We start from the raw sequence: 22,038 nt of genomic DNA, 5'->3' as shown, positions 1-22,038 counted from the left end.
GCCCTTCCTCGGTGTCCCTGAGTTGGGCCGCGCCACTCTCTTACGCAACGCCATGATCAAACCCAGTGTGAAGTATTTCCCGCGAGGCCGGGCCTTGCTCACGGCCGCTCTGGCCACGCTGCTGCTGGGCGCCTGCGGTGCGCGCGCCGAGCAGGTCGGCGCGGTGGACACGGTGTTCAAGTTCATAGGCCCGGACCACAAGATCGTGGTCGATGCCTATGACGATCCCAAGGTGGCGGGCGTGACCTGCTATGTCTCGCGCGCCAAGACCGGTGGCATCAAGGGCGGCCTGGGCCTGGCCGAGGACCGCGCCGAAGCCTCGATCAGCTGCGTGCAGACCGGCCCCATCCAGATCCCTGCGCCGCTCAAGCAGCAGGACGAGGTGTTCACCGAACGCATCTCGCTGCTGTTCAAGCGCCTGCGCGTGGTGCGCATGGTCGATGCGCAGCGCAACACCCTGGTCTACATGACCTACTCGGACCGCGTGATCGAAGGCTCGCCGCAAAACAGCGTCACCGCCGTGCCCGTGCCGCGCAGCACGCCGATTCCGCTGGGCAAATAACCCGCCTCAGTCCTGGGCGTGTTGGCGGCAGGCCTGCACAAAGGCCGCCAGCGCCGGCGAGCGGCGCTTGCCCGCCCGCTGCACCAGCGAGAAATCCCGCCACATGCGCGGCAGCGTGGTCGGCAGCACGGCCAGCTCTCCCGAGGCGACCAGGGCCTGCACCAGCACGCGCGACAGGCAGCTGATGCCCAGGCCCTGGGCCACGCAGCGCGCAATCGCCTCCGAACTGCCCAGCGTGGCGGCGGCCGGCAACTGGTGCAGATGCGGCAGCAAGGCATGCTCCACCATCTCGCGCGTGCCCGAGCCCGGCTCGCGCAGCAGCCAGCGCGCACCGCGCAAGGCGGCCACGCCCAGCGGGCGCTGGCCCGCGGCCTGCACCAGCGGGTCCTGTGCTGCAGCCACGATGACGAGTTCGTCGCGCATCCAGGGCTCGACCTCCAGCCCCGGCCAGTGGCTGGTGCCCTCGATCAGGCCCAGGTCCACGTCCAGCGATTCCACGGCCTGGCCCACCTCGCGCGTGTTGGCGATCTGCAGGTCCACGCTCAGGTGCGGATGGCTGCGCGCCAGGTGCGCGAGCACGGCCGGCAGCGCATAGGTGCCTATGGTGGTGCTGGCTGCCACGCGCAGACGCACGGGGAGGCTGGCGGCCCGCACCGAAAACGCCTGCTCTATGCCCCTGGCCTGCTCCAGCAGCGCCAGTGCCTCGGGCAGCAGGGCGCGCCCCGCGTCGTTGAGCGCCAGTCGCCGGCCCACGCGCTCGAACAGCTGGGCGCCCATGGCCTGCTCCAGTTGCTGCAGCGCGGCGCTGGTGGCCGACTGCGACAGGGCCACGGCGTCGGCCGCGGCCACGGTGGAGCCCGCCTGGGCGACGGCGCAGAAGATTTCAAGTTGGCGCAGGGTGAGGTGCAGCATGGCGTGCAGTCTGAACGAGGCATCAACCTGTTTCCCCGGTTGGTGCTACAAAAACTATTCGTTATACGAATATAGCCAAGAAATCTAAAGTGCCTCCCATGCACCGCGCTCCTGACGCGGCGCGCAGGCACCATGAACACCACATCCCTCCCACGCTCCTCCCACCCTGGCTGGCTTCGCCAGTTGACCGAGCTTGCGCCCGGCCTGCTGCTGGCCGGCGCCATTGCCGCAGCCGCCACCTGGGGCGCACGCCAGCCCCTGCTGGCCGGCTCGGGCCTGAGTGCGCTGACGCTGGCCATCTGCATCGGCCTGGTCATCGGCAACACCGTCTATCCGCGCCTGGCGCCCAGCTGCCATGCCGGCGTGGGCCTGGCCAAGCAGCGCCTGCTGCGCGCGGGCATCGTGCTCTACGGCCTGCGACTGACCTTCCAGGACATAGGCCATGTGGGCATGGCCGGCGTGGTGGTCGATGCCCTGGTGCTGGGCAGCACCTTCTTGCTGGCGCAGTGGCTGGGCCGCCGCGTCTTCGGGCTGGATGCGCGCACCACGGTGCTGATCGGCGCGGGCAGCTCCATCTGCGGCGCCGCTGCCGTGCTGGCCACCGAACCCGTGATCAAGGGCCGCGCCGAAGACGTGGCCGTGGCCGTGGCCACCGTGGTGGTCTTCGGCACCGTGGGCACCTTCCTCTACCCCGCGCTGTTCCACTGGAACGCCGCCCACGGCTGGCTGGACATGTCGCCTGCGCAGTACGGCCTGTACGTGGGCTCCACCGTGCACGAGGTGGCCCAGGTCGTGGCCGCCGGCGAAGCCATTGCCCCCGAAGCCGCCGACGTGGCCGTGATCTCCAAGATGGTGCGCGTGATGATGCTGGCCCCCTTCCTGCTGCTGCTGTCCATGGCCGTGGCGCGCGGCAACCGCAGCAGCCAGGTGAGCGACGGCCAGCCGCGCCGCATCACCATTCCCTGGTTCGCGCTGGGCTTCGTCGCCATGGCCGGCGTGAACTCCCTGGGCGTGCTGCCTGCAGCCGTGGTGCAGGTGGGCGTGCAGCTGGACAACGCCCTGCTGGCCGTGGCCATGGCGGCCCTGGGCCTGACCACCCATGTCCGCGCCGTGCGTGCCGCAGGCACGAAGCCCCTGCTGCTGGCCGCCTTGCTGTTCGCATGGCTTCTGGTGGCGGGCCTGCTCTTCAACCTCTGGGTGCCCGGCCTGCTCTGAAGCCGTCCGCATTCATCGACCGGCCCTGCAAAGCATCGTCTTGCAGGGCCTTTTTCATGGACTGCCCGCCCCTGAACAAGGGAATACCCTTAAATCAACTGCAGACACAATTAATTTGCAATGCAAATTAATTGCATTGCAAAGATAATCGAGGCATGTCCTTTGCCTCTGCCCCTCCCCGCGCTCGCCTCGGCTTTCTCATGGTCACCCTGGTACGCCAGTGGCGCCGCCAGGTCGAGGAGCAACTGCTGGCCGACGGCCTGACCGATGCCACCTGGGCGCCGCTGATCCACCTGCGCGCCTGGGGCGACGGCGTCACGCAAAAGGAACTGGCCGAGCGCGTGGGGCTGGACGGCTCCAGCCTGGTGCGCCTGCTCGACATTCTGGAAGGCCACGGCTGGGTGGAACGCCGCGCCGACCCCGGCGACCGGCGCAGCAAGCGCATCTTCCTGACGGATGAAGGCAACGGCGCCGTGGACCGCGTGCGCGCCACCATGCTGCAGGCCGAGATGGCCATGCTGCAAGACCTGGACGATGCCGAGGTCGAGGCCATGCTGGCCGGCATGGCCAAGATCCAGGCGCGCATGGTCGCGCTGCGCACTGAAGGCGCGCCATGAGCGCCCTCCACGATGCCTATGGCCGCCTGCTGCAGGCCTCGGTTCGCTGGGGCTTCGACCCCGTGCGCCTGCGCCAGCATCTGCGCACGGCCTTTGCCGCCTGCCTGGCGCTGCTGGCTGCCTGGCAGCTGGGGCTGGAGCATCCGCAGTGGGCTGCCATGGCCACCTGGGCCGCATCCCAGCCGCTGCGCGGGCAACTGCTCGAAAAAAGCTTTTTCCGGGTCGCAGGCACCGTGGCCGGCACGGCCGTGGGCGTGGGCCTGGTGCTGCTGGCCCAGGGAAACCTGCTGTGGCTGGTGCTGGGCCTGGCCGTGTGGCTGGGCCTGTGCGCGGGCGTGGGCAATCTGCAGCGCAGCTTCGTGGCCTACGGCACCATGCTGTCCGGCTATTCGGCGGCCATGGTCGCGCTGCTGGACTTCGCCCATCCCGACCAGGTCTTCGCCCTGGGCTGGGACCGGCTGTTCACCGCGCTGACAGGCGTATTCGCAGCCCTGCTCGTGGGCTGGTTGTTCACGCCCAAGGGCAGCGGCATTCCCGGCAATGCCGAGGTGCGCCAGCTGTTCGCGCAACTGCTGCGTGATCTGGCCGACAGCCTGCAGGCGCGCGGCCGTTCGTCACTGGGCTCGCAGGAGATCGCCGCCCGCCTGCTGGCCATGGCGGTGATCGAGGAGGGGCTGGACCCGCACGCCGCCGGTTCGCAGCGCTCGCGCGAGGCCGTGCACGCGCTGCGCCGGCTCATGAATGCCCAGATCTCGGCCCTGCTGTGGCTGCGCGATGCACCATCACAGGAGCCGCCTGCGGCCTTTGGCGAGGCGCAGGCCCTGGCCGCCGCGCAGGCGCTGCGCGAAGCCGCCGTGGCGCTGGAGACCCGCGTGCAGTTGCACGAGGCCGCGGCGGCCCTGGTGCGCGCACGCGAGGCCGCCGTGGCCTGGCCCGGCGCAGCCGACATGCTGGCCCCGATGGGCTTTGCGCTGCAGGCCCACCTGGCCGCCACCCATGACGTGGCCCTGCCGCCCGGCCACCGCGCCCGCCAATGGCCCGTGGTGCTGCACAGCGACTGGCTGGGCGCGCGCCGCGCCATGCTGCGTGCCAGCGCGGCCATCGCCATCGTGGGCCTGCTGTGGGTGGTGACGGGTTGGAGCGGCGGTGCCTACATGCTGCTGGGCATGTCCATCATGCTGACCGTGTTCTCGGGCTTCGAGAACCCTTCGGCCACCATGCGCCATGTGACCCTGGGCCAGGCCATGGGCGTGCTGGTGGCCCTGGCCTGCCAGTGGCTGGTCTGGCCGTTCGCCAGCAGCCAGGCGGGCCTGGTGTGGCTGATGCTGCCCTTTGTCTACGTGGGCGCACTGCTGTTCTCGCACCAGCGCACCGCGCTCTCGGGCTATGACTGCAACATGGTGCTGCTGCTCCTGCTGCAGCCCCACTTTCCGCAGACGGCCAGCTTCGGCCATGCGCTGGCCCTGGGGCTGGCCGTGGTGTCCGGGCCGCTGGCCGGCTGGGCGGCCTACCGCTTCATCCTGCCGGTCACGCTGCAGGGCCGGCTGCAAAGCCTGCGCTCCATGATGGTCCACGAGCTGCAGGACATGGCCGCCACGCCCGGCCATGCGCGCGATGGCCGCATCTGGCGCGCCCGCCTGTACCACCGGCTGCTGCGCCTGGTGCGCATGTCGGAGCAGGCCGGAGGGCAGCTGGGTGCGCAGGCAGCGGAGTGCGGCCTGGCCGCCCTGCATGTGGGCCGTGCCATCCAGGCGCTGCATCAGCTGTCCGGGGAAGCGGCCCTGGGCGACGGCACCGCCCGCGCCGTGCGCGCTGCGCTGCTGCGCCTGCAGCGGCTGCAGCAGGCGCCCGGCCAGTGCCCGCCGCTTTTGCGCGCGCTGGCGCAGCGCGTGGCCAAACGCCATCCCGACCAGGCCCGCCAGCTGCGCCATGCCGCGCATGAGATCGCGCAGCACGAAGCCTTCTTCCGCAACGCCGGCTGAAGCACGGACCCATGCCAGAATGGCCGGCTCAGGCCGGCAGCGCCCCACGCTCCCTGTCCCCTGTTGCAAGGAAAGCATCCATGTCGTGGAGCGACACCACCATCACCTCACAGCGCCTGGCGCTGCGCCCCTTCACTGCCGCCGATGCCGATGAGGCCTTTGCCTGCATCACGCCCACGCTGACGCGCTACCTGTCCTTCGAGCCGGCGTCGACGCCTGCCGAGTTCGAGGCGGTCTGGCGCGGATGGCTGCGGGAGATCGCAGCCGGCACGGACTTCAACTTCACGCTGCGCGAGCGCACGTCAGGCCGATTCACCGGCCTGCTGGGCCTGCACCGCGCGCGCGACGCCGAGCCCGAACTCGGCATCTGGATACGCGAGGACGTGCATGGCCAGGGCTACGGCCGCGAGGCCGTGGCCGCGCTGGCAGCATGGGCCCGAGCGACCTTTGCGCCACAGTCCTTGCGCTATCCGGTGGCCGAGCCCAATACCGCCAGCCGGCGCATTGCCCAGGGGCTGGGTGGCGTGGAGGTTGAGCGCCAGAGCCTTTCAAAGTACGTGCTCGTCGTCTACCGCATACCAGGGGTCGCCACGTCGGGCGTTGCCGCCCCATGAAAACAAAGGCCGTCCCACACGAGTGGGACGGCCTTGTCCATGGGGCAGATGCCTGTCTTACACCGCCGCGATCGACACGGCCTTGGCGACCAGATAGGCCTCCAGCGCCTCGGGGCCGCCCTCGGAGCCATAGCCCGAATCCTTGACGCCGCCGAACGGCATCTCGGCCGAAGCCACGGCCGGCTGGTTGATCCACAGCATGCCGGTCTCGACCTGCTGGGCCAGCTGGTGGGCCGTCTTGATGGAGCGCGTGAACGCATAGGCCGCCAGGCCGTAGGACAGGCGGTTGGCCTCGGCAATGGCCTCGCCCAGATCGTCAAAGCCGCGGATGGCGGCCACGGGGCCGAAGGGCTCCTGGTTGAAGATCTCGGCGCTCAATGGCACGTCGCCCAGCACCGTGGGAGCGAAGAAGTTGCCCGCGCCGCCCAGCGAGGCACCGCCCGTGAGCAGCTTGGCGCCCTGCTTTTGCGCATCCTCGATCAGATGGGACAGCGCCGTGACGCGGCGCGGATTGGCCAGCGGGCCCATCTGCGTGCCCTGTGCCAGGCCATCGCCGACCTTGAGGCCTTCGGCATGCGCGACCATGGCGCGCGTGAATTCCTCGCGCACGCTGTTGTGCACCAGAAAGCGCGTGGGCGAGATGCAGACCTGGCCCGCATTGCGGAACTTGGACGCGCCTGCGGCCTTCACGGCCAGGGCCACGTCGGCATCCTCGGCCACGATGACCGGCGCGTGGCCGCCCAGCTCCATGGTCGAGCGCTTCATGTGCTGGCCGGCCAGCGCCGCCAGCTGCTTGCCCACTGCGGTGGAGCCGGTGAACGTGACCTTGCGGATCACGGGATGGGCAATCAGGTAGGAGGAAATCTGGGCCGGATCACCGAACACCAGGCCCACCACGCCGGCCGGCACACCGGCATCGACAAAGCACTTGAACAGGGCGGCAGGCGCAGCCGGCGTTTCCTCGGGCGCCTTGCACAGGAAGGAGCAGCCCGTGGCCAGCGCCGCGCCGATCTTGCGCACGATCTGGTTGACGGGGAAGTTCCAGGGCGTGAAGGCAGCCACGGGGCCCACGGGCTCCTTGATCACCAGCTGCTGCACCTCGGGACGGCGCGAGGGCACGATGCGGCCGTACACGCGCAGCGCCTCGTCGGCAAACCATTCGATGATGCCCACGCCGGCCAGGATTTCGCCCTTGGCCTCGGCCACAGGCTTGCCCTGCTCCTGCGTCAGGAGCGCGGCGATCTCGTCGGCGCGCTCCTTGAGCAGGGCTGCGGCACGGCGCATGGCGGCGCCGCGCTCATGGGCGGAGACATTGCGCCAGACCTCGAAACCGCGCTGCGCTGCGGCCAGCGCACGGTCCAGGTCGGCCACGTCGGCATGGGCCACATGGCCGATGACTTCGCCGCTGGCCGGGTTGCGCACGGGAATCTTCCTGCCGCTGGCGGCGTCCTGCCATTGGCCGTCGATCAGGAGTTGGGTGTCGGAGTAGGAATGGCTCATGCTGGATCAGATCCTTGGTAGATGACAGGGGGCAGATGTGTGGGGCAGGCACGGCCCTCGCAGTGTCCGCACCCGGCTGCCGCTGCAGCGCAGCGATCATTCTAGGAAGCGCCGGACGGCGGTGCCGTCACCGGGCTGTCACGCACACAACACCTAAAATGCCCGGGTTTCGCAATATCCACCAATCCGTTGAGAGGGAGCTCATGACCGATCTTTTCGACACCACTGCGCGCAGGGGTTTGCGCAGCGTCGCGCTGGCGCTCGCCCTGGCAGGCAGCCTGGGGCTGGCATGGGGGCAGGAGGGCGCCGCCGATGTGCCTCAGTTCATCCCTCGCATGAGCGTGGACTCGCGCGTCCAGCCGCAGGATACGCCTCGGGAGTTCCTGGCTTCACGCAGCATGTCTTCCCGTGCAGCCGTCACCCCCATGCCGCTGCGCGTGGAACTGGGTCCATGGAAGGACGTACGCGCCGCCTCGGCTGCCGTGGGTGGCGCCCTGCAGGTCGGCGCACAGCGCCTGAGCACCCAGACAGGCAGCACACAGGCCCTGGGCGGGCAGTTGCAATGGGAGGCCTCTGCTGACGGAGGCATCACTGCCTCCGTCAGCGTGCGCTCAGAAGGCGCTTACGGCATCCGACTGGGCGTGGAAATCGACCAGTTGCCTGGCAGCGCCCTGCTGCGCATCTATGCGCAGGGCGACCGCGCCGGTGCCTATGAAATTTCGGGCCAGCGCGTGTTGCAACTGCTGCAGGCCAACAAGGACGCCGGTGACGACACTGCCGAAGGCCGCACCTGGTGGACGCCTGACACGGGCGGTGACGAAGCAACGCTGGAGATCGATCTGCCCCCAGGTGTCCCGGCCGACACGCTGCGCATCGCCATCCCGCGCGTGATGCATGTGCATGAGAACCTCTCGCTTCCGATGGAAGGCGAAATGCAGTTCTCGGCTCAGCTCAACGAGGCAGTGTCCTGCCACTTGGACTCCACCTGCTACGACGCATACAGTTCGCAGCGCAACGCCGTGGCCCGCATGTTGTATGTGAAGAATGGCGGGGGCTACTTGTGTACGGGTACGCTGCTCAATGACCAAGCCTCTTCCGGCACGCCGTATTTCATTACGGCAAACCATTGCATCAGCAGCCAGACTGAAGCATCCTCCCTGGAAACCTCCTGGTTCTATCGCACTCCCTCCTGCAACAGCCGCACGCTGTCCTCCGCAAGCAAAGTGCTCAGGAACGGTGCCACCTTGCTCTATGCGACGGCGACCTACGACTCGACCCTGCTGCGCCTCAATGAAGCGCCTCCAGCTGGCGCCGTCTTTGCAGGCTGGAGCAGCAAGTTGGTGGAGCGTGGCAGCAGCATGGTCGGCATCCACCATCCTCGAGGCGATCTTCAGAAAATCAGCTTTGGAACAGTCTATGGATCCGTGGCGTGCGAACCATCCAGCGAAGGCAGGATGAATTGCTATGACCGCAGCGGCGGCTTCAACCTCGTGACATGGAACCGGGGATTGACCGAAGGGGGCAGCAGTGGCTCGGGCATGTTCCTGGATGGACGTCTGGTCGGCGTGCTCTACGGTGGCGACGACCAGACCTGCCCCGCTTCCGGGGGAACGTCAATCTATGGGCGCTTTGATCTGTTTTTCCCCAATGTGGAGAAGTGGCTTGCCGCAGACACCAGCACCGGCACCGGACAGGCCCGCACCGCCATCTACCGCTTCTTCAACCGCCAGACCGGCGCTCACTTCTATACGGCCAGCGCCTCCGAGCGCGATTACGTGGTGGCAACCTACCCGGCCTTCCAGTACGAGAACGTGGCCTTCTATGCGTCCACCCAGCCGCAGCAGGGCCTGAACCCGGTATTTCGTTTCTTCAACACGGCCTCCGGCGCACACTTCTTCACCATCAGCCAGCCTGAACGTGACTACGTGCTCGCAACCTACCCCAGCTTCAAGAGCGAGGGCACGTCCTGGTATGCCCAGACGGCCGCCGGCAATGGCACCGTTCCCATGTTCCGCTTCTTCAACATGCAGACAGGCACGCACTTCTACACAGCCAACGCGGCTGAACGCGATTTCGTGATCGCCTCCTACCCGGCATTCAAGTACGAAGGCCTGGCCTACTACGTCTGGAATTCGCAATAAGCCAGGCCCGGCCCGGCGCACTGCACCGCAGTGCGTCCCCAAAAAGAAGGCCCCGCACTGCGGGGCCTTCTTTTTGAACAACCAAACTCACCCCACAAGCACCAGCCCCGGCGGCAGGCTATCCCCAAAGCTGCGCTTCGCATCCTGGGCGTCCATCTGCTGGACCTGTTCCACCAGGTCGATCCAGCGCTGCGGTGCACCGGCGCCGCGCAACCGCTCCAGCACCAGGGCGCGCTGGGCATCGGACAGGTCCAGCGCACGGTCGCCCGTCATGCGGGCCATCTGCACGGCGGCGAACATGGCGGTTTCATTGCGGCGCCAGTCCTGCGCCAGGGTGGCGTCCAGGAACTCCTGCGCAGCCTCGGGCGGCATGACGCGGTGGGCGTTGGCGGCCAGCGGCATGCGCGCGGCCAGCCGGCCTATGGCCCACCAGGTCTGCACGGATTCACCAGGGTGTTTCAGCCGCTGCAGCATCCACTGGCCCATTTCCTGGCGGTACTGCCAGGGCACGGCTTCCATGGCGGCGAACAGGCGCAGCATGTCGTCGTAGCTGCCATGGGCCGATTTCCCCTGGCTGCGCTGCGTGGACTGCTGCACGGCCTTTTGCATATGGCCTGCAACCTCTTCCAGCAGCTCCATCTGCCGGGCCTCATCCAGGCCCGCGGCCACGCGGCGCCAGAAAACCCACCATTCGGTGCGGTTGGCCGCCTCGCCGCCATGGCCCAGGCCCTGGCCATGCAGTTGCCAGACCTGCTGCATGCGCCAGCCGTCCAGCTCGGCGCCCACGCCGGGGCGCAGGCACCAGCCTGCCAGGTTCAGCCAGACGCGCTCGTGCTCGGCCGTGCGGCGGCGGCGCCTGGCGCGGGCCAGCAAGGCGTCGAACAGTGCGCGCAGCATCGGCAGGTCCCAGTCCTCGCGCGGGCCCAGCCGTCGCTCCAGCGACTGGCGCAGCTGGCGGACCTCCTTGGCAGTCACCTCCTGCGCCTGGCTGCCGAAGATGCGCTCGATCAGGGCCACGGCGTCGACCAGCCGGCCCTGCCGGGCAGAACGATCGCCGGTGTCCTGCGCATCTGCGGCCAGCGCACCGCGCACGCTGAACGGCAGCAGCCACTGGCGCTGCGCATCGTCGACGGCCACGCAGCGCACCTCCAGCGTGCCGACCTCGGTCATGCAGGCCTGCAGTTGCACCTCGACCTGGGCCTTGTCCCGGCCCTCGGGCGCAGGCAGCACGGTGGACAGGGCGGGCAGCTCGACCCAGCCCTCGCCGTCGAGCGCCGCGATGCGGCCGGCCTGCGCAGGCGCCGCCGCCAGGCTGTTGGCCACCAGGGAAAAGCGCACAGCCTGGCCCAGGCGCAGCGCAAAGCGCCGGCCGGAGAGCACGATGCGCACGCCCTCTTCCGTGCCGCGCGGCAGCAGGCAGATGCCCTGTGGTCCGGCACCCGCCTTCTCGGGCAGGACCAGCCAGTAGCTGCGCGGCGAGCCGCCGCCGATGCGCGGTACCGGGGCGGGCACAGTCCGGGCATCTTCCGATTCCGGCAGATCCTCAGACGGACGGCTCTGGGCATGCATGGCCAGGCCATGCGCCGCTGCGCCGCGTGCCACGGCCCAGTCGGGATGCGGGTTGTGGAGCAGGCGCAGCGGCTGGCCGCGCCAGGCCTGCAGTTGCGCCACCAGCCGCTGGGCCAGCGCATGGGCGTGGAAGACGCCGCCATTGAGCAGAACCGCATCGGGCAACTCCCCAGCCGCGTGCTGCGCGAGGAACTGCGCCAGGTGCCGTGTGATCGCCGCATCGGCAGGATAGGGCAGGCCCAGGCCGCGCAAAGCGCCCTGGCGCCGGGTGGGCAGATCCTGCAGGCCGGCCAGCGGCATGAAGCCTTCGACCACGGCCTCGCGCACCTCGTCGCGGCGCAGCGTGGCCGTGCGCGTCTGCGCCAGCAGCTTCGATCCGCTGCCCAGCAGGGTCACGGCCACGGACTCGGGCGCATCGTCGGCCAGCAACTGTTCCTTGGCCATGCGGCAGCGCTGCACCAGTTGGGCGAAGCGTGCGGCGGGCAGGCGCTCGCCGGGCGGGGCGAACTGCGGCTCCAGCCGATGGGCCAGCGCCAGGTCCATGTTGTCGCCGCCCAGCATCAGGTGCTCGCCCACGGCCGTGCGTGTCAGCACGGGCAGGCCTCCAGCTTCACCGGGCTGCACGCGGATCAGGGTCAGGTCGGTGGTGCCGCCGCCCACATCCACCACCAGCACCAGGCGGCAGTGCGCCAGCTCGGCCGCCAGATGCTCGCCCTGCAGCACCAGCCAGTCGTGGAAGGCGGCCTTGGGTTCCTCCAGCAATTGCACTGCAGGCAGGCCAGCCAGCTGCGCGGCCTCCAGCGTGAGTGCGCGCGCGCCTTCGTCGAATGAGGCCGGCACGGTCAGCACGACCAGCTGGTCCCGCAGCGGCGCGCCGGGGTGGGCGCGGTCCCAGGCCTGGCGCACATGGTCCAGGTAGCTGGCCGAGGCCTGCAGCGGCGACAGCCGGGCCACCTCTTCGGGCGCGCCCCAGGGCAGGATGGCCGCCGTGCGGTCCACGCCCGCATGCGACAGCCAGCTCTTGGCGCTGGCCACCAGGCGCGACGGCACGGCCGCGCCCAGGTCACGCGCCCAGCGGCCATTGACGGCGGGCGCTTGCGCATCCGCACCCAGAGCAGTCCAAGGCTGCTGCCAGGCATCGCCCAGCTCGCCGGGAGCCGCCTGGTAGCGCGCAGAAGGCAGCAGTACCTGGGCCGCCACCTCGCTGGCCGAGACACGCTGCGCCACAGGCAGCAAGGCGATGTCGGCCGCCGTGCCGCCCACGGGCACATGCGCCACCACGGTGTGGCTGGTGCCCAGGTCGATGCCCACGATGTGGGCTGCGTCGGGAGCTAAGGGGGCGGCGGAGGCGGGGGCGGCAGTATCAGGCATATCGGCAGTCATACAGGGCACGGTGCGCGGCCCGGACCGGGCCTGCCGCCGGGGCGGGCTACGCTACATCGGCCCGCACGTCGAACTCCACCTTCCAGCGTTCATCGCCACCCACGGGCACGGCGTTGAGCTCCAGCGTGCCGATGTCGGTCACGCGTGCATGCAGGGTGACGGGCACGATCTCGCCGGGCGCACGGCCTTCGGCGGGCAGGTGGGCCTCGATCTCCTGCAGTTCGACCAGTTCCTCAGGACCCCAGAAGTCCAGCACGGTGCCGACCTGGTCGGCGCGGCGCACGGAGGAGCCGAAAAAGCGCAGGCGCACGGGCTCGCCCACGACCAAGCCGAATTCCTGGGTGTCCAGCGCCACCTCGGTGCCCTCTTCCATGCCGAAGGGTGCCAGGCACAGGGCAGAGATGGGCGGCTCCATGCCGGGGATGGCGGGCATGTTGCTTTCCACGCCCACGTAATAGCTCTGCGCCGTGCCGCCACGGATGCGCACGCCACGGCCCGCAGCCGCCACATGGCCGAAGTAGGCAGCGCCGCGCGCCACGGCCAGGTCCAGGTTGGCGCCATCCAGCAGGCGCGCGGGTTGCGCGCCCTCGCCGGCCAGCCAGCCGTTGACGACTTCCAGGATGCGCTGCTCGATCTGCGGCGCCTTGAGCACGCCGCCGTTGAACAGGATGGCCGAGGGATGCAGGAAGGACGCACCCTCGGGCTGCGTGCCCTTGAGGCCTTCGATCTGCTCGGTGGCGCCGGCCTGGCGCGAGAGGAAGGCCGCCAGGTGGCGCGTGACGGCCGCGTCCTGCGCATAGGGCAGGCCCAGCTGGGTCAGCGCGGCGCGCGCGCGGGTCTGGGGCTTGTCGGAGACGGCGGCGCGCGGGAAGAAGCCTTCCACCAGCATCTGCAGCACCTCGTCACGCGTGACCTCGGTGCGGATGCTGCCGCCGATGAGCTTGCTGCCCCGGCTGGGCACGACCACGGGCACGGACTGCAGCGAGGCGTCGGCCAGCAACTGCTCCTTGGCCTGGCGGCAGCCATGGGCCAGGGCGCGGGTCTGCCAGGCGTCGAGCTGCTTGCCCTCCTGGGCCAGCTTGCGGGCCACGCCGTAGGCCAGGGCCAGGTCCATGTTGTCGCCGCCCAGCAGGATGTGCTCGCCCACGGCCACGCGCTGCAGTTCCAGGCCGCCGTCCTTTTCCAGCACGGCGATCAGCGACAGGTCGGTGGTGCCGCCGCCCACGTCCACGACGAGGATGATCTCGCCGCTTTGCACCTGCTTGCGCCACTGGCCGCCGCTGGCCTGGATCCAGCTGTACAGCGCAGCCTGGGGTTCCTCCAGCAGCGTGAGCTTCTGGAAGCCCGCGGCGCGGCAGGCCTCGGCCGTCAGCTCGCGCGCGGCCGGGTCGAACGAGGCGGGAATGGTCACCGTCACGTCCTGGGCGTCGAACGGCGCCTCGGGATGGGCCTGCTCCCAGGCCCAGCGCAGGTGCGACAGGTAGCGGATGGAGGCGGTCAGGGGCGAGACGCGGTGCACCTCTTCGGGCGCATCGGCCGGCAGCAGGGGCGAGCGGCGGTCCACGCCCGGATGGCACAGCCAGCTCTTGGCGCTGGAGACCAGCCGGATCGGCGTGGCCGCGCCGCGCGATCGCGCGAACTCGCCCACCACGAAGTCCTGGCTGGCGCCCCAGGGCAGGGCCATGTCGGCCGCAGTCAGCTCGCTTTCATGCGGCAGGTAAAGGAAGGACGGCAGCAGCGGGCGCGCCTCCACGCTGGAGGGGCCGGTGAGCTGGGGAATGTCCAGCACGCCCTGCTCCACCTTCTCGCCATCGCTGGCCTGGCGGTCCACATAGGAGAGCGCGCAATGCGTGGTGCCCAGGTCGATGCCGATGCTGTAGCGCGCCTGGGAGGATTGACGGGACTGGTCCATGCTCACAGCTCCACCTCGGCCTGGGCCACGATGGCGGCGGCCTTGTGATCGGTGAGCTGGGGCAGGCGGACATCGTCCACGCGCCAGCCGCGGTGGCCCAGCGTGCCCGTGAAGGGTGCCTGGCCGACCACGTTGCCCGTCAGGCGCACGGCGGCGGCATCAAAGCCTGCGGCCAGCGTGACGCGGCTGCCTTCGGCCTCGGCACGCACGGGGGCGATGCTGAAATGCTCGCGCAGCACCTTGCGGCAGCCTTCGTGCACCACGCGCGCTGCGGCGCCGATCTCGGCATCGGCATAGCCGGCCACGTCTTCCTGCACGAAGTCCACAAAGCGCGCCTCGCGCTGCAGCAGGCCCAGCAGCTGCAGGGCGGCAGTGCCAGCGGGTGCGGCCGGCTCCACGACGGTCTTTTCGACGATCTTCTCGACCGGCACCTCGACACGCTTTTCAACCACTTTCTCGACCACCTTTTCGACAGGCACCTCGACACGGACCTCGACGATCCGGTCCACGGGCACCTCCACGCGCACCTCCTTGGGTGCGGGCGGCGGCACGTCGGCGGCCAGCGGCTCGCCGTCGCGCAGGCGGGACACATCGGCGGCCAGGGGGCCGTTGCCGAGGATGGCGAAGAAACTGCCGATCGCGATGGCGATGCGGCTCAGGAACGAGGGGGGAGTCTTGGAATTCATGGGCTTCTCTTGGCGAGAGGACCCTGCCGGGCCGATCGCCGCGCAGCAGGGCAACCGGGCGCCGATGGTCCTCCACCGGGCGCCCGCAGGGTCCGTGATGTTACCCAAAGCAACGAAGCCCCGTCCTGTACACGGCCCCATGCCCCCGTGCGCAAATGGCCTCGCGGCATAATCGCGGCTGCTCCTGCCCCTGTCCATGGCCCATACACGCCTTTTCCGCCACGCCCCGACCCGCTGCACCGCCTTGCGCGCGCAGCGGCCGCAGCGCGTGCACGGCGTGCCCACGGCCTTCATCAGCCTGTGCGGCTTCACGGCCCTGCTTTCCGCCGCCGTGCGGAAAGCCTGAGGTCCACCCCCAGCTTCCCGCACGGCCCCCGCAGCGAATCCCGCATGCGAAGCGCATGCCAGGAGCTGCCGGCCCACGCCCCGCATCTCCCTGGCCTGCACGCCTTTTCGGCCGCGCCGCCGCATGGCGCAGCCGCCTTGACCCCGGAGCCGATGATGGACATGGAACTCTCCCAAAACTTTCTGCGTGCCAAAAGCCCCTGCGCGGCGGGCTTTCGCTGGTTCGTGCGCAACCGCCATGACGGCAACGACTACCAGCGCGTGCTCGACGCCCTGGTGGGCGATGGCCGCATCGAGGATGCGCGCTGGCTCATGAATCAGTTCGGCCCCACCGACGCCGTGCTGGAGGTCGATCACCTGGAGGCCGATGCCCTGGTGTTCGCAGGCAGCGTCGTCGTGCATGGCGAGCTGCGCGTGCCCGGCCTGCTGGCCGTGGGCCGCACGCTGCAGGCCGGCGCCGGCATCCACGCCGGCCGCATCGAGGCCGGCCAGGACCTGCACAGTGGCGGCGCCATCTTCTGCAGCGGCCCGCTGCAGGCCGGCGGCCTGGTCAAGGCCGCCTGGAGCGTGGACGTGCACGAGGAACTGCGCGCCGAAGACGTGCGCGCCGGCTGGGAGCTGCGCTGCGGCGCCGACCTGCGCCTGGCCGGCGGCGCCCAGGCCGGCCAGGATATCGAGGTGCAGGGCGCCATCCGCTGCGGCAAGGGCCTGCGCGCGGGCGGCAGCATCCGCGCCAGCGGCCTGATCGAGCTGGGCCACGGCCTGTACGCTGGCGCCGACGTGGAAGGCGGCAGCCATATCGAGGTGGACTGGGGCATGCGCGCGCTGGGCGACATCCGTGCGGCCTGCAGCATCCGCGCGGGCGAGACCCTGCATGCCGAAGGCGAGATCGCGGCCGGCCCCGGCTACGGCATCTATGCGGGCATGAACGTGCAGCAGGATGCCTGGCCGTCCTGTGCCTGGGTGCATGCGGCGCAGCGCCCGCCGGCACTGCTCAGCGGCTGGTGGGAGGAGGCAGCGGCACCGGCCTGATGCCCGCAGGGACACGCCGGCCTGCGCCCCCGCAGCGCAGCGCCGCGATGCAAAATACCCGCTTCGCCGCCGACCAGGCGGCTCCAAGGAATCCCACATCGTGTTCACCGGCATCATCCAGGCCGTGGCAAGCATTGCCGCGCTGCGCGACCAGAACGGCCTGCGCACCTTCACCCTCGACTTTCCCGAAGGCTTCTGCCAGGACCTGGCCATCGGCGCCAGCGTCTCCACCGACGGCGTATGCCTGACGGTGACGGAGATCCTCTCGCCCACGCGCGCCACCTTCGACGTGATGCTGCAAAGCCTGAACATCACCACGCTGGGCGGCTATGCCGTGGGCGGGCGCGTCAATGTGGAGCGCGCGGCAAAGGATGGCGCCGAGATCGGCGGCCACCCGCTGTCAGGCCATGTGGATTTCACCTCGCCCGTGCTGGAAGTGGCCTCCAGCGACACCAACCACCGCATCCGCTTCGGCATTCCCGAGGGCTTTCGCCACTACGTGTTCGCCAAGGGCTACATCGCCATCAACGGCGCCAGCCTCACGGTGTCCGAGGTGGACCGCCAGGCGGGCTGGTTCGAGGTCTGGCTGATCCCCGAGACGCGCCGCATGACCGTGTTCGAGTCCAAGGGCGTGGGCGACCTGCTCAATGTGGAGATCGACCGCAGCACCCAGGTCGTGGTGGACACGGTGCGCGAGACCGTGCAGCAAAGCCTGGGCCGCCTGCAGCCCGTGCTAGAAGCCTTGCTCAAGGAAAAAGGCCTGAGCCTGGACGACTTCATAGACGTCCCCAAGCTGCCCGGCTGACTGCCTTCGTCGTTCAACGCCCTGCCGCCAGCGGCGGATTGAAACGCCGCAGGCGCAGCGCGTTGCTGAGCACGAAGACGCTGGACAGCGCCATGGCCCCAGCCGCGAACACGGGCGACAGCAGCGTGCCGTTGACGGGGTACAGCAGCCCGGCGGCCACGGGGATCAGGGCCACGTTGTAGGCAAAGGCCCAGAACAGGTTCTGGCGGATATTGGCCATGGTGGCCTTGGACAGCGCGATCGCATTGGGCACGCCGCCCAGGTCGCCCGACATCAGCACCACGTCGGCCGCCTCGATGGCGATGTCCGTGCCCGTGCCGATGGCCAGGCCCACATCGGCCTCGGCCAGGGCCGGCGCGTCGTTGATGCCGTCGCCCACATAGGCCAGCGTGCCGTGCTCGGCCTTCAGGCGCTTGACGGCATCGACCTTGCCGCCGGGCAGCACCTCGGCCACCACCTCGTCGATGCCCAGCTGGCGGGCGATGGCCTCGGCCGTGCGGCGGTTGTCTCCGGTGATCATGGCCACCTTCAGGCCCAAGGCGTGCAGCGCGGCAATGGCGGCCGGCGTGCTGTCCTTGATGGGATCGGCCACGGCGATCATGGCGGCCAGGCGTCCGTCCACCGCGGCATACAGCGGCGTCTTGCCTTCGTCGCCCAGGCGCGCGGCCTCGTCTGCCAGCGTGTCCACCTGCAGGCCCAGCTCGCGCATGAAGCGGTCGGCACCGATCTCCACGCGCACCCCCTCCACCTGGGCGCGCACGCCAAAGCCTGTCACCGATTCAAAGCGATCCACGGCACCCAGCGGCAGATCCTCGGCCTTGGCCGCATCCACGATGGCGCGCGCAATCGGGTGCTCGGAGCGGTCCTCCACGGCCGCCACCAGCGCCAGCACGCGGCTGCGCTCGCCCTCGAAGCCGGGGGCCAGCACCAGGTCGGTCAGCTCGGGGCGGCCTCGCGTCAGCGTGCCGGTCTTGTCCACGGCCACCACGCGGGCGTCTTTCAAGGTCTGCAGGGCCTCTCCCTTGCGCAGCAGCACGCCCATCTGCGCGGCCCGGCCCGTGCCCACCATGATGGAAGTGGGCGTGGCCAGGCCCATGGCGCAGGGGCAGGCGATGATGAGCACGGCCACGGCATTGACCAGCGCAAAGCTCAGCGCGGGCGACGGCCCCCAGGCCAGCCAGGCGCCGAAGGTCAGCAGGGCCACGGCCATCACGGCCGGCACGAACCACATGGTGACCTGGTCCACCAGCGCCTGTATGGGCAGCTTGGAGCCCTGGGCCTGCTCGACCATGCGGATGATCTGCGCCAGCAGCGTGTCCGCGCCCACCTTGGTGGCGCGAAAGGCCAGCGCGCCGTTCTGGTTCACCGTGCCGCCGACCAGTTCGGCACCCGGGGTTTTCTCGACCGGCACGGGCTCGCCGCTGATCATGGATTCATCGACGAAGCTGCTGCCCTCGATGACCTCGCCATCGACGGGAATGCGCTCGCCGGGCCGCACCTCGATGGTGTCGCCCGCACGCACGGCGGCGATGTCCACTTCCTGCACGGCGCTGTCCTTGCGCACGCGCGCCGTCTTGGCCTGCAGTCGCACCAGGCGGCGGATGGCCTCCGAGGTATTGCCCTTGGCGCGCGCCTCCATGAAGCGGCCCAGCAGGATCAGCGCCACGATCACGGCCGCCGCCTCGTAATACACATTCACCGTGCCGGCCGGCAGCCACTGCGGCACGAAGGTGGCCACCAGCGAATAGGCAAAGGCCGCCGAGGTGCCCACGGCCACCAGCGAATTCATGTCGGGGGCGCCGCGCAGCAGCGCGGGAATGCCTTTCTGGAAAAAGCGCAGGCCCGGCCCGAACAGCACGATGGCCGACAGCAGACACTGCAGGTACCAGCTGTTCTGGGTGCCGATGGCCTGCCCCACCCAGTGGTGGAAGGCCGGCACCATGTGGCCGCCCATCTCCAGCACGAACACCGGCAGCGCAAACACCGTGGCCACGACCAGCGAGCGCTTGAGCGAGGCCCGCTCGCGCGCCTGGCGCTGCTCCGTGCCGTCTTCGGCCGGCGACTGCGCTGCGCCGCCTTCACTGGCCGGGTTCGCGCTGGCGCCCAGCGGACGCGCCTCGTACCCGGCCTTGTGCACGGCTGCCACAAGGGCCGCCACATCTGCGCTGCCAGCCAGCGTCACCACTGCACGTTCGGTGGCCAGGTTCACGCTGGCCGATTGCACGCCCTCCACCTTTTTCAGCGCCCGCTCCACGCGGCCCACGCAGGAGGCGCAGGTCATGCCCTCCACTTCCAGTTCCACGCTGGACTGGGGCACTTCGTAGCCGGCCTTCTCGATGGCTGCAATGGCGGCGGGCAGGTCGGCCGCGCCCTCGAAGCGGATGCTGGCCTTTTCGGTGGCCAGGTTGACCACGGCTTCCTGCACGCCCGGCAGCTTTTTGAGCGCGCGCTCCACACGCCCCACGCAGGAGGCGCAGGTCATGCCCTGAACGGGCAGGTCTATGGCCATGCCGGCCTTGGTCGATGCATTCATTGCCTGACTCCTTTGTTCTCGCATGCAGGCACTTTAGAGATTGCCACCATGTCAAGGTCAAGCCCCCTGCAAGGCGATTTCATCGCCGTGTCATCAGCCTTGCCCAGCATCGGCGGCCGTGACAAACCGATACAGAGAGAACCCGTTCATGTCCTTGACCTCCCATCGCCCCGCCCTGCGCCCGCTGGCCGTGGCCCTGGCTGCCTCCGCCCTGATCGCCGGTTGCGGCGGCTCCGGCAACGACACGCCCGCAGGCCAGCCGCTGGAGCTGCGCATTCTGCACATCAACGATCACCACTCCACGCTGGAGTCCAAGAGCAAGACCCTGCAGCTGGACGCCGGCACGGGCAAGGCCGAAGCCGTGGCCGTGGACGCCGCAGGCTTTGCGCGCGTGACCCAGGCCATCGAGGAGCTGGCCGCGCAGTCGCCCAACGTGCTCAAGCTGCACGCCGGCGACGCGCTCACCGGCACGCTGTACTTCAACCGTGCAGGCGCCGACGGCGAGGCCGATGCCGCCCTCATGAACACCGTCTGCTTTGACGCCTTCACGCTGGGCAACCACGAGTTCGACAAGGGCGACAGCGGCCTCAAGTCCTTCCTGGACCGCCTGCGCACAGGCACATGCAAGACGCCCGTGCTCAGCGCCAACGTGCGCTTTGGCGCCAACTCGGCCCTGAACGCGGCCAAGGCGCCCGGCTATGTGAACCCCTCCACCGTGGTGGAGCGCGGCGGCCAGAAGATCGGCATCGTCGGCCTGACCATTGCGGGCAAGACCAAGGCATCGTCCAGCCCCGATGCCGACACCACCTTCGAGGACGAGGTCACGGCGGCCCAGCGCGAAATCGACGCGCTGCGCGCCAAGGGCATCAACAAGATCATCGTCATGAGCCATGTGGGCTATGAGTACGACCGCCAGATCGTGCCCAAGCTCAGCGGCGTGGACGTGGTCGTGGGCGGCGACTCGCACACCCTGCTCGGCCCCGACGTGCTCAACACCACGGGCGTGGGCACGCCCGGCGGCGCCTACCCCACGCGCCTGGCCGACAAGGACGGCAGCCCCGTCTGCGTGGTCCAGGCCTGGGAGTACGCCCAGGTCGTCGGCGACCTCAAGGTCCAGTTCGACGCCGACGGCCGCGTCACCCAGTGCACGGGCACGCCCCATGTGCTCATCGGCGACAGCTTCACCATCGCCGGCAAGGCCGCCACCGATGCGCAAAAGACCGCGCTCAAGGCCAGCGCCGCCGCCACCGGCGTGCTGCGCGTGACCACGCCCTCGGCCAAGGCCACGGCCGCGCTGCAGCCCTTCAAAGACAAGGTTGCCCAGTTCAACCTCAAGCAGGTCGCCACCGTGCCCCAGGAACTGTGCTCGCGCCGCGTGCCCGGCGGCGTCGGCACCATGAACTACAGCCAGTCCAGCGCCGCCTGCAATGCCGAAGGCAGCGTCAGCGTGCGCGGCGGCGACATCCAGCAGCTCGTGGCCCAGGCCTACCTGGAAGAAGCCAACCGCCACTACGGCGGCGCCGACATCACCCTGCAAAGCGGCGGCGGCGTGCGCATCCCGCTGCTGGGCCAGACCACGGCCGCCCAGGTCATCCAGGTCCTGCCCTTCGGCAACAAGCTGTTCCGCCTGGACATCACCGGCACGGAAGTCAAGGGCATGCTCGAAGACGGCCTGCAGGCCGTGTACGGCCCCAGCGGCACGACCGGCCCCTACCCCTACACGGGCGGCCTGCGCTTTGACGTGAATGCGGCAGCGGCGGCCGGCCAGCGTGTGTCGGGCATCGAGGTGTATGACAACGCGAGCAAGACGTGGAAGCCGCTGGATACGGCGCGCACGTACAAGCTGTTCGTGCTGAGCTTCAATGCCACGGGTGGCGATGGCTACAAGACGCTGGCGGCCGTGCCTGATGCGCGCCGTCTGGACATTGGCGTGCTCGATTCCGATGTGTTCTTCAACTACATCGAGAGGCAGCCGGTGGATGCGGTGTCTGGTCTGCCGCTGCTGTCGCGGCTGCCGATGGATCTGTACAGCACGCGTAGTTTTCAGGGTGGGCGCTGATTAGTTCACGCTCTTTTTTGAGACCCTGCCGGGGGGGTGTTTTTCGAGGCCGGGTCTCGGCCCGGCGGCCGACCTACTTTCCTTTGTTTCGCCAAAGGAAAGTAGGCAAAGCAAAGGCGACCCGGATGTCCGCGACCCTCCGCTTCGCTGCGGGCAACCTGCGTCGTGGCG

The 22,038-nt window shown here is 69.4% G+C and carries 16 protein-coding genes; 10 read left to right on the top strand and 6 right to left on the bottom strand.

Annotated features, from left to right (window positions below):
- Window positions 1–52: 52 nt before the first annotated feature.
- Window positions 53–562: a CreA family protein gene (locus KDK82_RS00335; RefSeq protein WP_012207508.1), complete on the top strand. Its 510-nt coding sequence runs from the start codon at window positions 53–55 to the stop codon at window positions 560–562.
- Window positions 563–568: 6 nt separating this feature from the next.
- Here KDK82_RS00335 and KDK82_RS00330 read toward each other — a convergent pair whose 3' ends face one another.
- Window positions 569–1,474, bottom strand: coding sequence for a LysR family transcriptional regulator (locus tag KDK82_RS00330; RefSeq protein WP_071956838.1), 906 nt, complete (start codon window positions 1,472–1,474; stop codon window positions 569–571).
- A gap of 132 nt (window positions 1,475–1,606) precedes the next feature.
- Between KDK82_RS00330 and KDK82_RS00325 the strand changes: the two genes are divergently transcribed.
- The 4 genes from KDK82_RS00325 to KDK82_RS00310 all read left to right on the top strand — a co-directional run bounded on the left by KDK82_RS00325 (window position 1,607) and on the right by KDK82_RS00310 (window position 5,902).
- Complete coding sequence (locus KDK82_RS00325) at window positions 1,607–2,689, top strand: YeiH family protein (protein ID WP_088163656.1); 1,083 nt, start codon at window positions 1,607–1,609, stop codon at window positions 2,687–2,689.
- Window positions 2,690–2,844: 155 nt separating this feature from the next.
- Window positions 2,845–3,306, top strand: coding sequence for a MarR family winged helix-turn-helix transcriptional regulator (locus KDK82_RS00320; protein ID WP_088163654.1), 462 nt, complete (start codon window positions 2,845–2,847; stop codon window positions 3,304–3,306).
- A complete protein-coding gene (locus tag KDK82_RS00315; protein ID WP_088163652.1) occupies window positions 3,303–5,288 on the top strand; it encodes an FUSC family protein in 1,986 nt (661 codons plus the stop codon). Before KDK82_RS00320 ends, KDK82_RS00315 begins: the two co-directional genes overlap by 4 nt.
- Before the next feature lie 80 nt (window positions 5,289–5,368).
- Window positions 5,369–5,902: a GNAT family N-acetyltransferase gene (locus tag KDK82_RS00310; protein ID WP_034397101.1), complete on the top strand. Its 534-nt coding sequence runs from the start codon at window positions 5,369–5,371 to the stop codon at window positions 5,900–5,902.
- Between the two features lie 57 nt (window positions 5,903–5,959).
- Here KDK82_RS00310 and KDK82_RS00305 read toward each other — a convergent pair whose 3' ends face one another.
- Window positions 5,960–7,402, bottom strand: coding sequence for an NAD-dependent succinate-semialdehyde dehydrogenase (locus KDK82_RS00305; protein ID WP_071956841.1), 1,443 nt, complete (start codon window positions 7,400–7,402; stop codon window positions 5,960–5,962).
- Between the two features lie 203 nt (window positions 7,403–7,605).
- On the opposite strand from KDK82_RS00305, the gene KDK82_RS00300 reads away from it, so the two are divergent.
- Window positions 7,606–9,543, top strand: a complete 1,938-nt coding sequence (locus KDK82_RS00300) for a trypsin-like peptidase domain-containing protein (protein ID WP_088163650.1) — start codon at window positions 7,606–7,608, stop codon at window positions 9,541–9,543.
- 87 nt (window positions 9,544–9,630) lie between these two features.
- Here KDK82_RS00300 and KDK82_RS00295 read toward each other — a convergent pair whose 3' ends face one another.
- From KDK82_RS00295 to KDK82_RS00285, 3 genes are read right to left on the bottom strand one after another with little or no spacing between them, the layout of a single operon-like run.
- The gene (locus KDK82_RS00295) at window positions 9,631–12,483 is read right to left on the bottom strand and encodes an Hsp70 family protein (RefSeq protein ID WP_179217828.1); all 2,853 of its coding nucleotides are present in this window, start codon (window positions 12,481–12,483) and stop codon (window positions 9,631–9,633) included.
- Between the two features lie 58 nt (window positions 12,484–12,541).
- Window positions 12,542–14,407 (bottom strand): Hsp70 family protein, encoded by a 1,866-nt coding sequence (locus KDK82_RS00290; RefSeq protein WP_088163646.1) that lies wholly within the window; start codon window positions 14,405–14,407, stop codon window positions 12,542–12,544.
- Between the two features lie 2 nt (window positions 14,408–14,409).
- The gene (locus KDK82_RS00285) at window positions 14,410–15,093 is read right to left on the bottom strand and encodes a DUF2760 domain-containing protein (protein ID WP_043823813.1); all 684 of its coding nucleotides are present in this window, start codon (window positions 15,091–15,093) and stop codon (window positions 14,410–14,412) included.
- A gap of 196 nt (window positions 15,094–15,289) precedes the next feature.
- Here KDK82_RS00285 and KDK82_RS32585 point away from each other — a divergent pair, with 196 nt between their 5' ends.
- The 3 genes from KDK82_RS32585 (at window position 15,290) to KDK82_RS00275 (ending at window position 17,275) form a co-directional block, all read left to right on the top strand.
- Complete coding sequence (locus tag KDK82_RS32585; protein WP_013800628.1) at window positions 15,290–15,439, top strand: hypothetical protein; 150 nt, start codon at window positions 15,290–15,292, stop codon at window positions 15,437–15,439.
- Between the two features lie 155 nt (window positions 15,440–15,594).
- Entirely contained in the window at window positions 15,595–16,470 is an 876-nt protein-coding gene (locus KDK82_RS00280; protein WP_088165401.1) for a hypothetical protein, read from the top strand.
- A gap of 100 nt (window positions 16,471–16,570) precedes the next feature.
- Window positions 16,571–17,275 (top strand): riboflavin synthase, encoded by a 705-nt coding sequence (locus KDK82_RS00275; RefSeq protein WP_012207520.1) that lies wholly within the window; start codon window positions 16,571–16,573, stop codon window positions 17,273–17,275.
- 13 nt (window positions 17,276–17,288) lie between these two features.
- On the opposite strand, the gene KDK82_RS00270 is transcribed toward KDK82_RS00275, so the two are convergent.
- On the bottom strand, window positions 17,289–19,808 hold the full coding sequence (locus tag KDK82_RS00270) for a heavy metal translocating P-type ATPase (protein WP_088163644.1): 2,520 nt from the start codon (window positions 19,806–19,808) through the stop codon (window positions 17,289–17,291).
- A 148-nt stretch (window positions 19,809–19,956) separates the two neighbouring features.
- Between KDK82_RS00270 and KDK82_RS00265 the strand changes: the two genes are divergently transcribed.
- Window positions 19,957–21,867 (top strand): bifunctional UDP-sugar hydrolase/5'-nucleotidase, encoded by a 1,911-nt coding sequence (locus tag KDK82_RS00265; protein ID WP_088163642.1) that lies wholly within the window; start codon window positions 19,957–19,959, stop codon window positions 21,865–21,867.
- Window positions 21,868–22,038 lie beyond the last annotated feature (171 nt).

The organism is Delftia sp. K82 (genome assembly GCF_002193035.1).
GTDB lineage: Bacteria > Pseudomonadota > Gammaproteobacteria > Burkholderiales > Burkholderiaceae_C > Comamonas > Comamonas acidovorans.
This window is presented reverse-complemented; position numbering and strand designations above follow the sequence as displayed.

Excerpts from the sequence above, each read along its gene's own strand:
- KDK82_RS00335 (WP_012207508.1), top strand. The coding sequence starts at position 53 with ATGATCAAACCCAGTGTGAAGTATTTCCCGCGAGGCCGGGCCTTGCTC.
- KDK82_RS00330 (WP_071956838.1), bottom strand. The coding sequence starts at position 1,474 with ATGCTGCACCTCACCCTGCGCCAACTTGAAATCTTCTGCGCCGTCGCC.
- KDK82_RS00325 (WP_088163656.1), top strand. The coding sequence starts at position 1,607 with ATGAACACCACATCCCTCCCACGCTCCTCCCACCCTGGCTGGCTTCGC.
- KDK82_RS00320 (WP_088163654.1), top strand. The coding sequence starts at position 2,845 with ATGTCCTTTGCCTCTGCCCCTCCCCGCGCTCGCCTCGGCTTTCTCATG.
- KDK82_RS00315 (WP_088163652.1), top strand. The coding sequence starts at position 3,303 with ATGAGCGCCCTCCACGATGCCTATGGCCGCCTGCTGCAGGCCTCGGTT.
- KDK82_RS00310 (WP_034397101.1), top strand. The coding sequence starts at position 5,369 with ATGTCGTGGAGCGACACCACCATCACCTCACAGCGCCTGGCGCTGCGC.
- KDK82_RS00305 (WP_071956841.1), bottom strand. The coding sequence starts at position 7,402 with ATGAGCCATTCCTACTCCGACACCCAACTCCTGATCGACGGCCAATGG.
- KDK82_RS00300 (WP_088163650.1), top strand. The coding sequence starts at position 7,606 with ATGACCGATCTTTTCGACACCACTGCGCGCAGGGGTTTGCGCAGCGTC.
- KDK82_RS00295 (WP_179217828.1), bottom strand. The coding sequence starts at position 12,483 with ATGCCTGATACTGCCGCCCCCGCCTCCGCCGCCCCCTTAGCTCCCGAC.
- KDK82_RS00290 (WP_088163646.1), bottom strand. The coding sequence starts at position 14,407 with ATGGACCAGTCCCGTCAATCCTCCCAGGCGCGCTACAGCATCGGCATC.
- KDK82_RS00285 (WP_043823813.1), bottom strand. The coding sequence starts at position 15,093 with ATGAATTCCAAGACTCCCCCCTCGTTCCTGAGCCGCATCGCCATCGCG.
- KDK82_RS32585 (WP_013800628.1), top strand. The coding sequence starts at position 15,290 with ATGGCCCATACACGCCTTTTCCGCCACGCCCCGACCCGCTGCACCGCC.
- KDK82_RS00280 (WP_088165401.1), top strand. The coding sequence starts at position 15,595 with ATGGACATGGAACTCTCCCAAAACTTTCTGCGTGCCAAAAGCCCCTGC.
- KDK82_RS00270 (WP_088163644.1), bottom strand. The coding sequence starts at position 19,808 with ATGAATGCATCGACCAAGGCCGGCATGGCCATAGACCTGCCCGTTCAG.
- KDK82_RS00265 (WP_088163642.1), top strand. The coding sequence starts at position 19,957 with ATGTCCTTGACCTCCCATCGCCCCGCCCTGCGCCCGCTGGCCGTGGCC.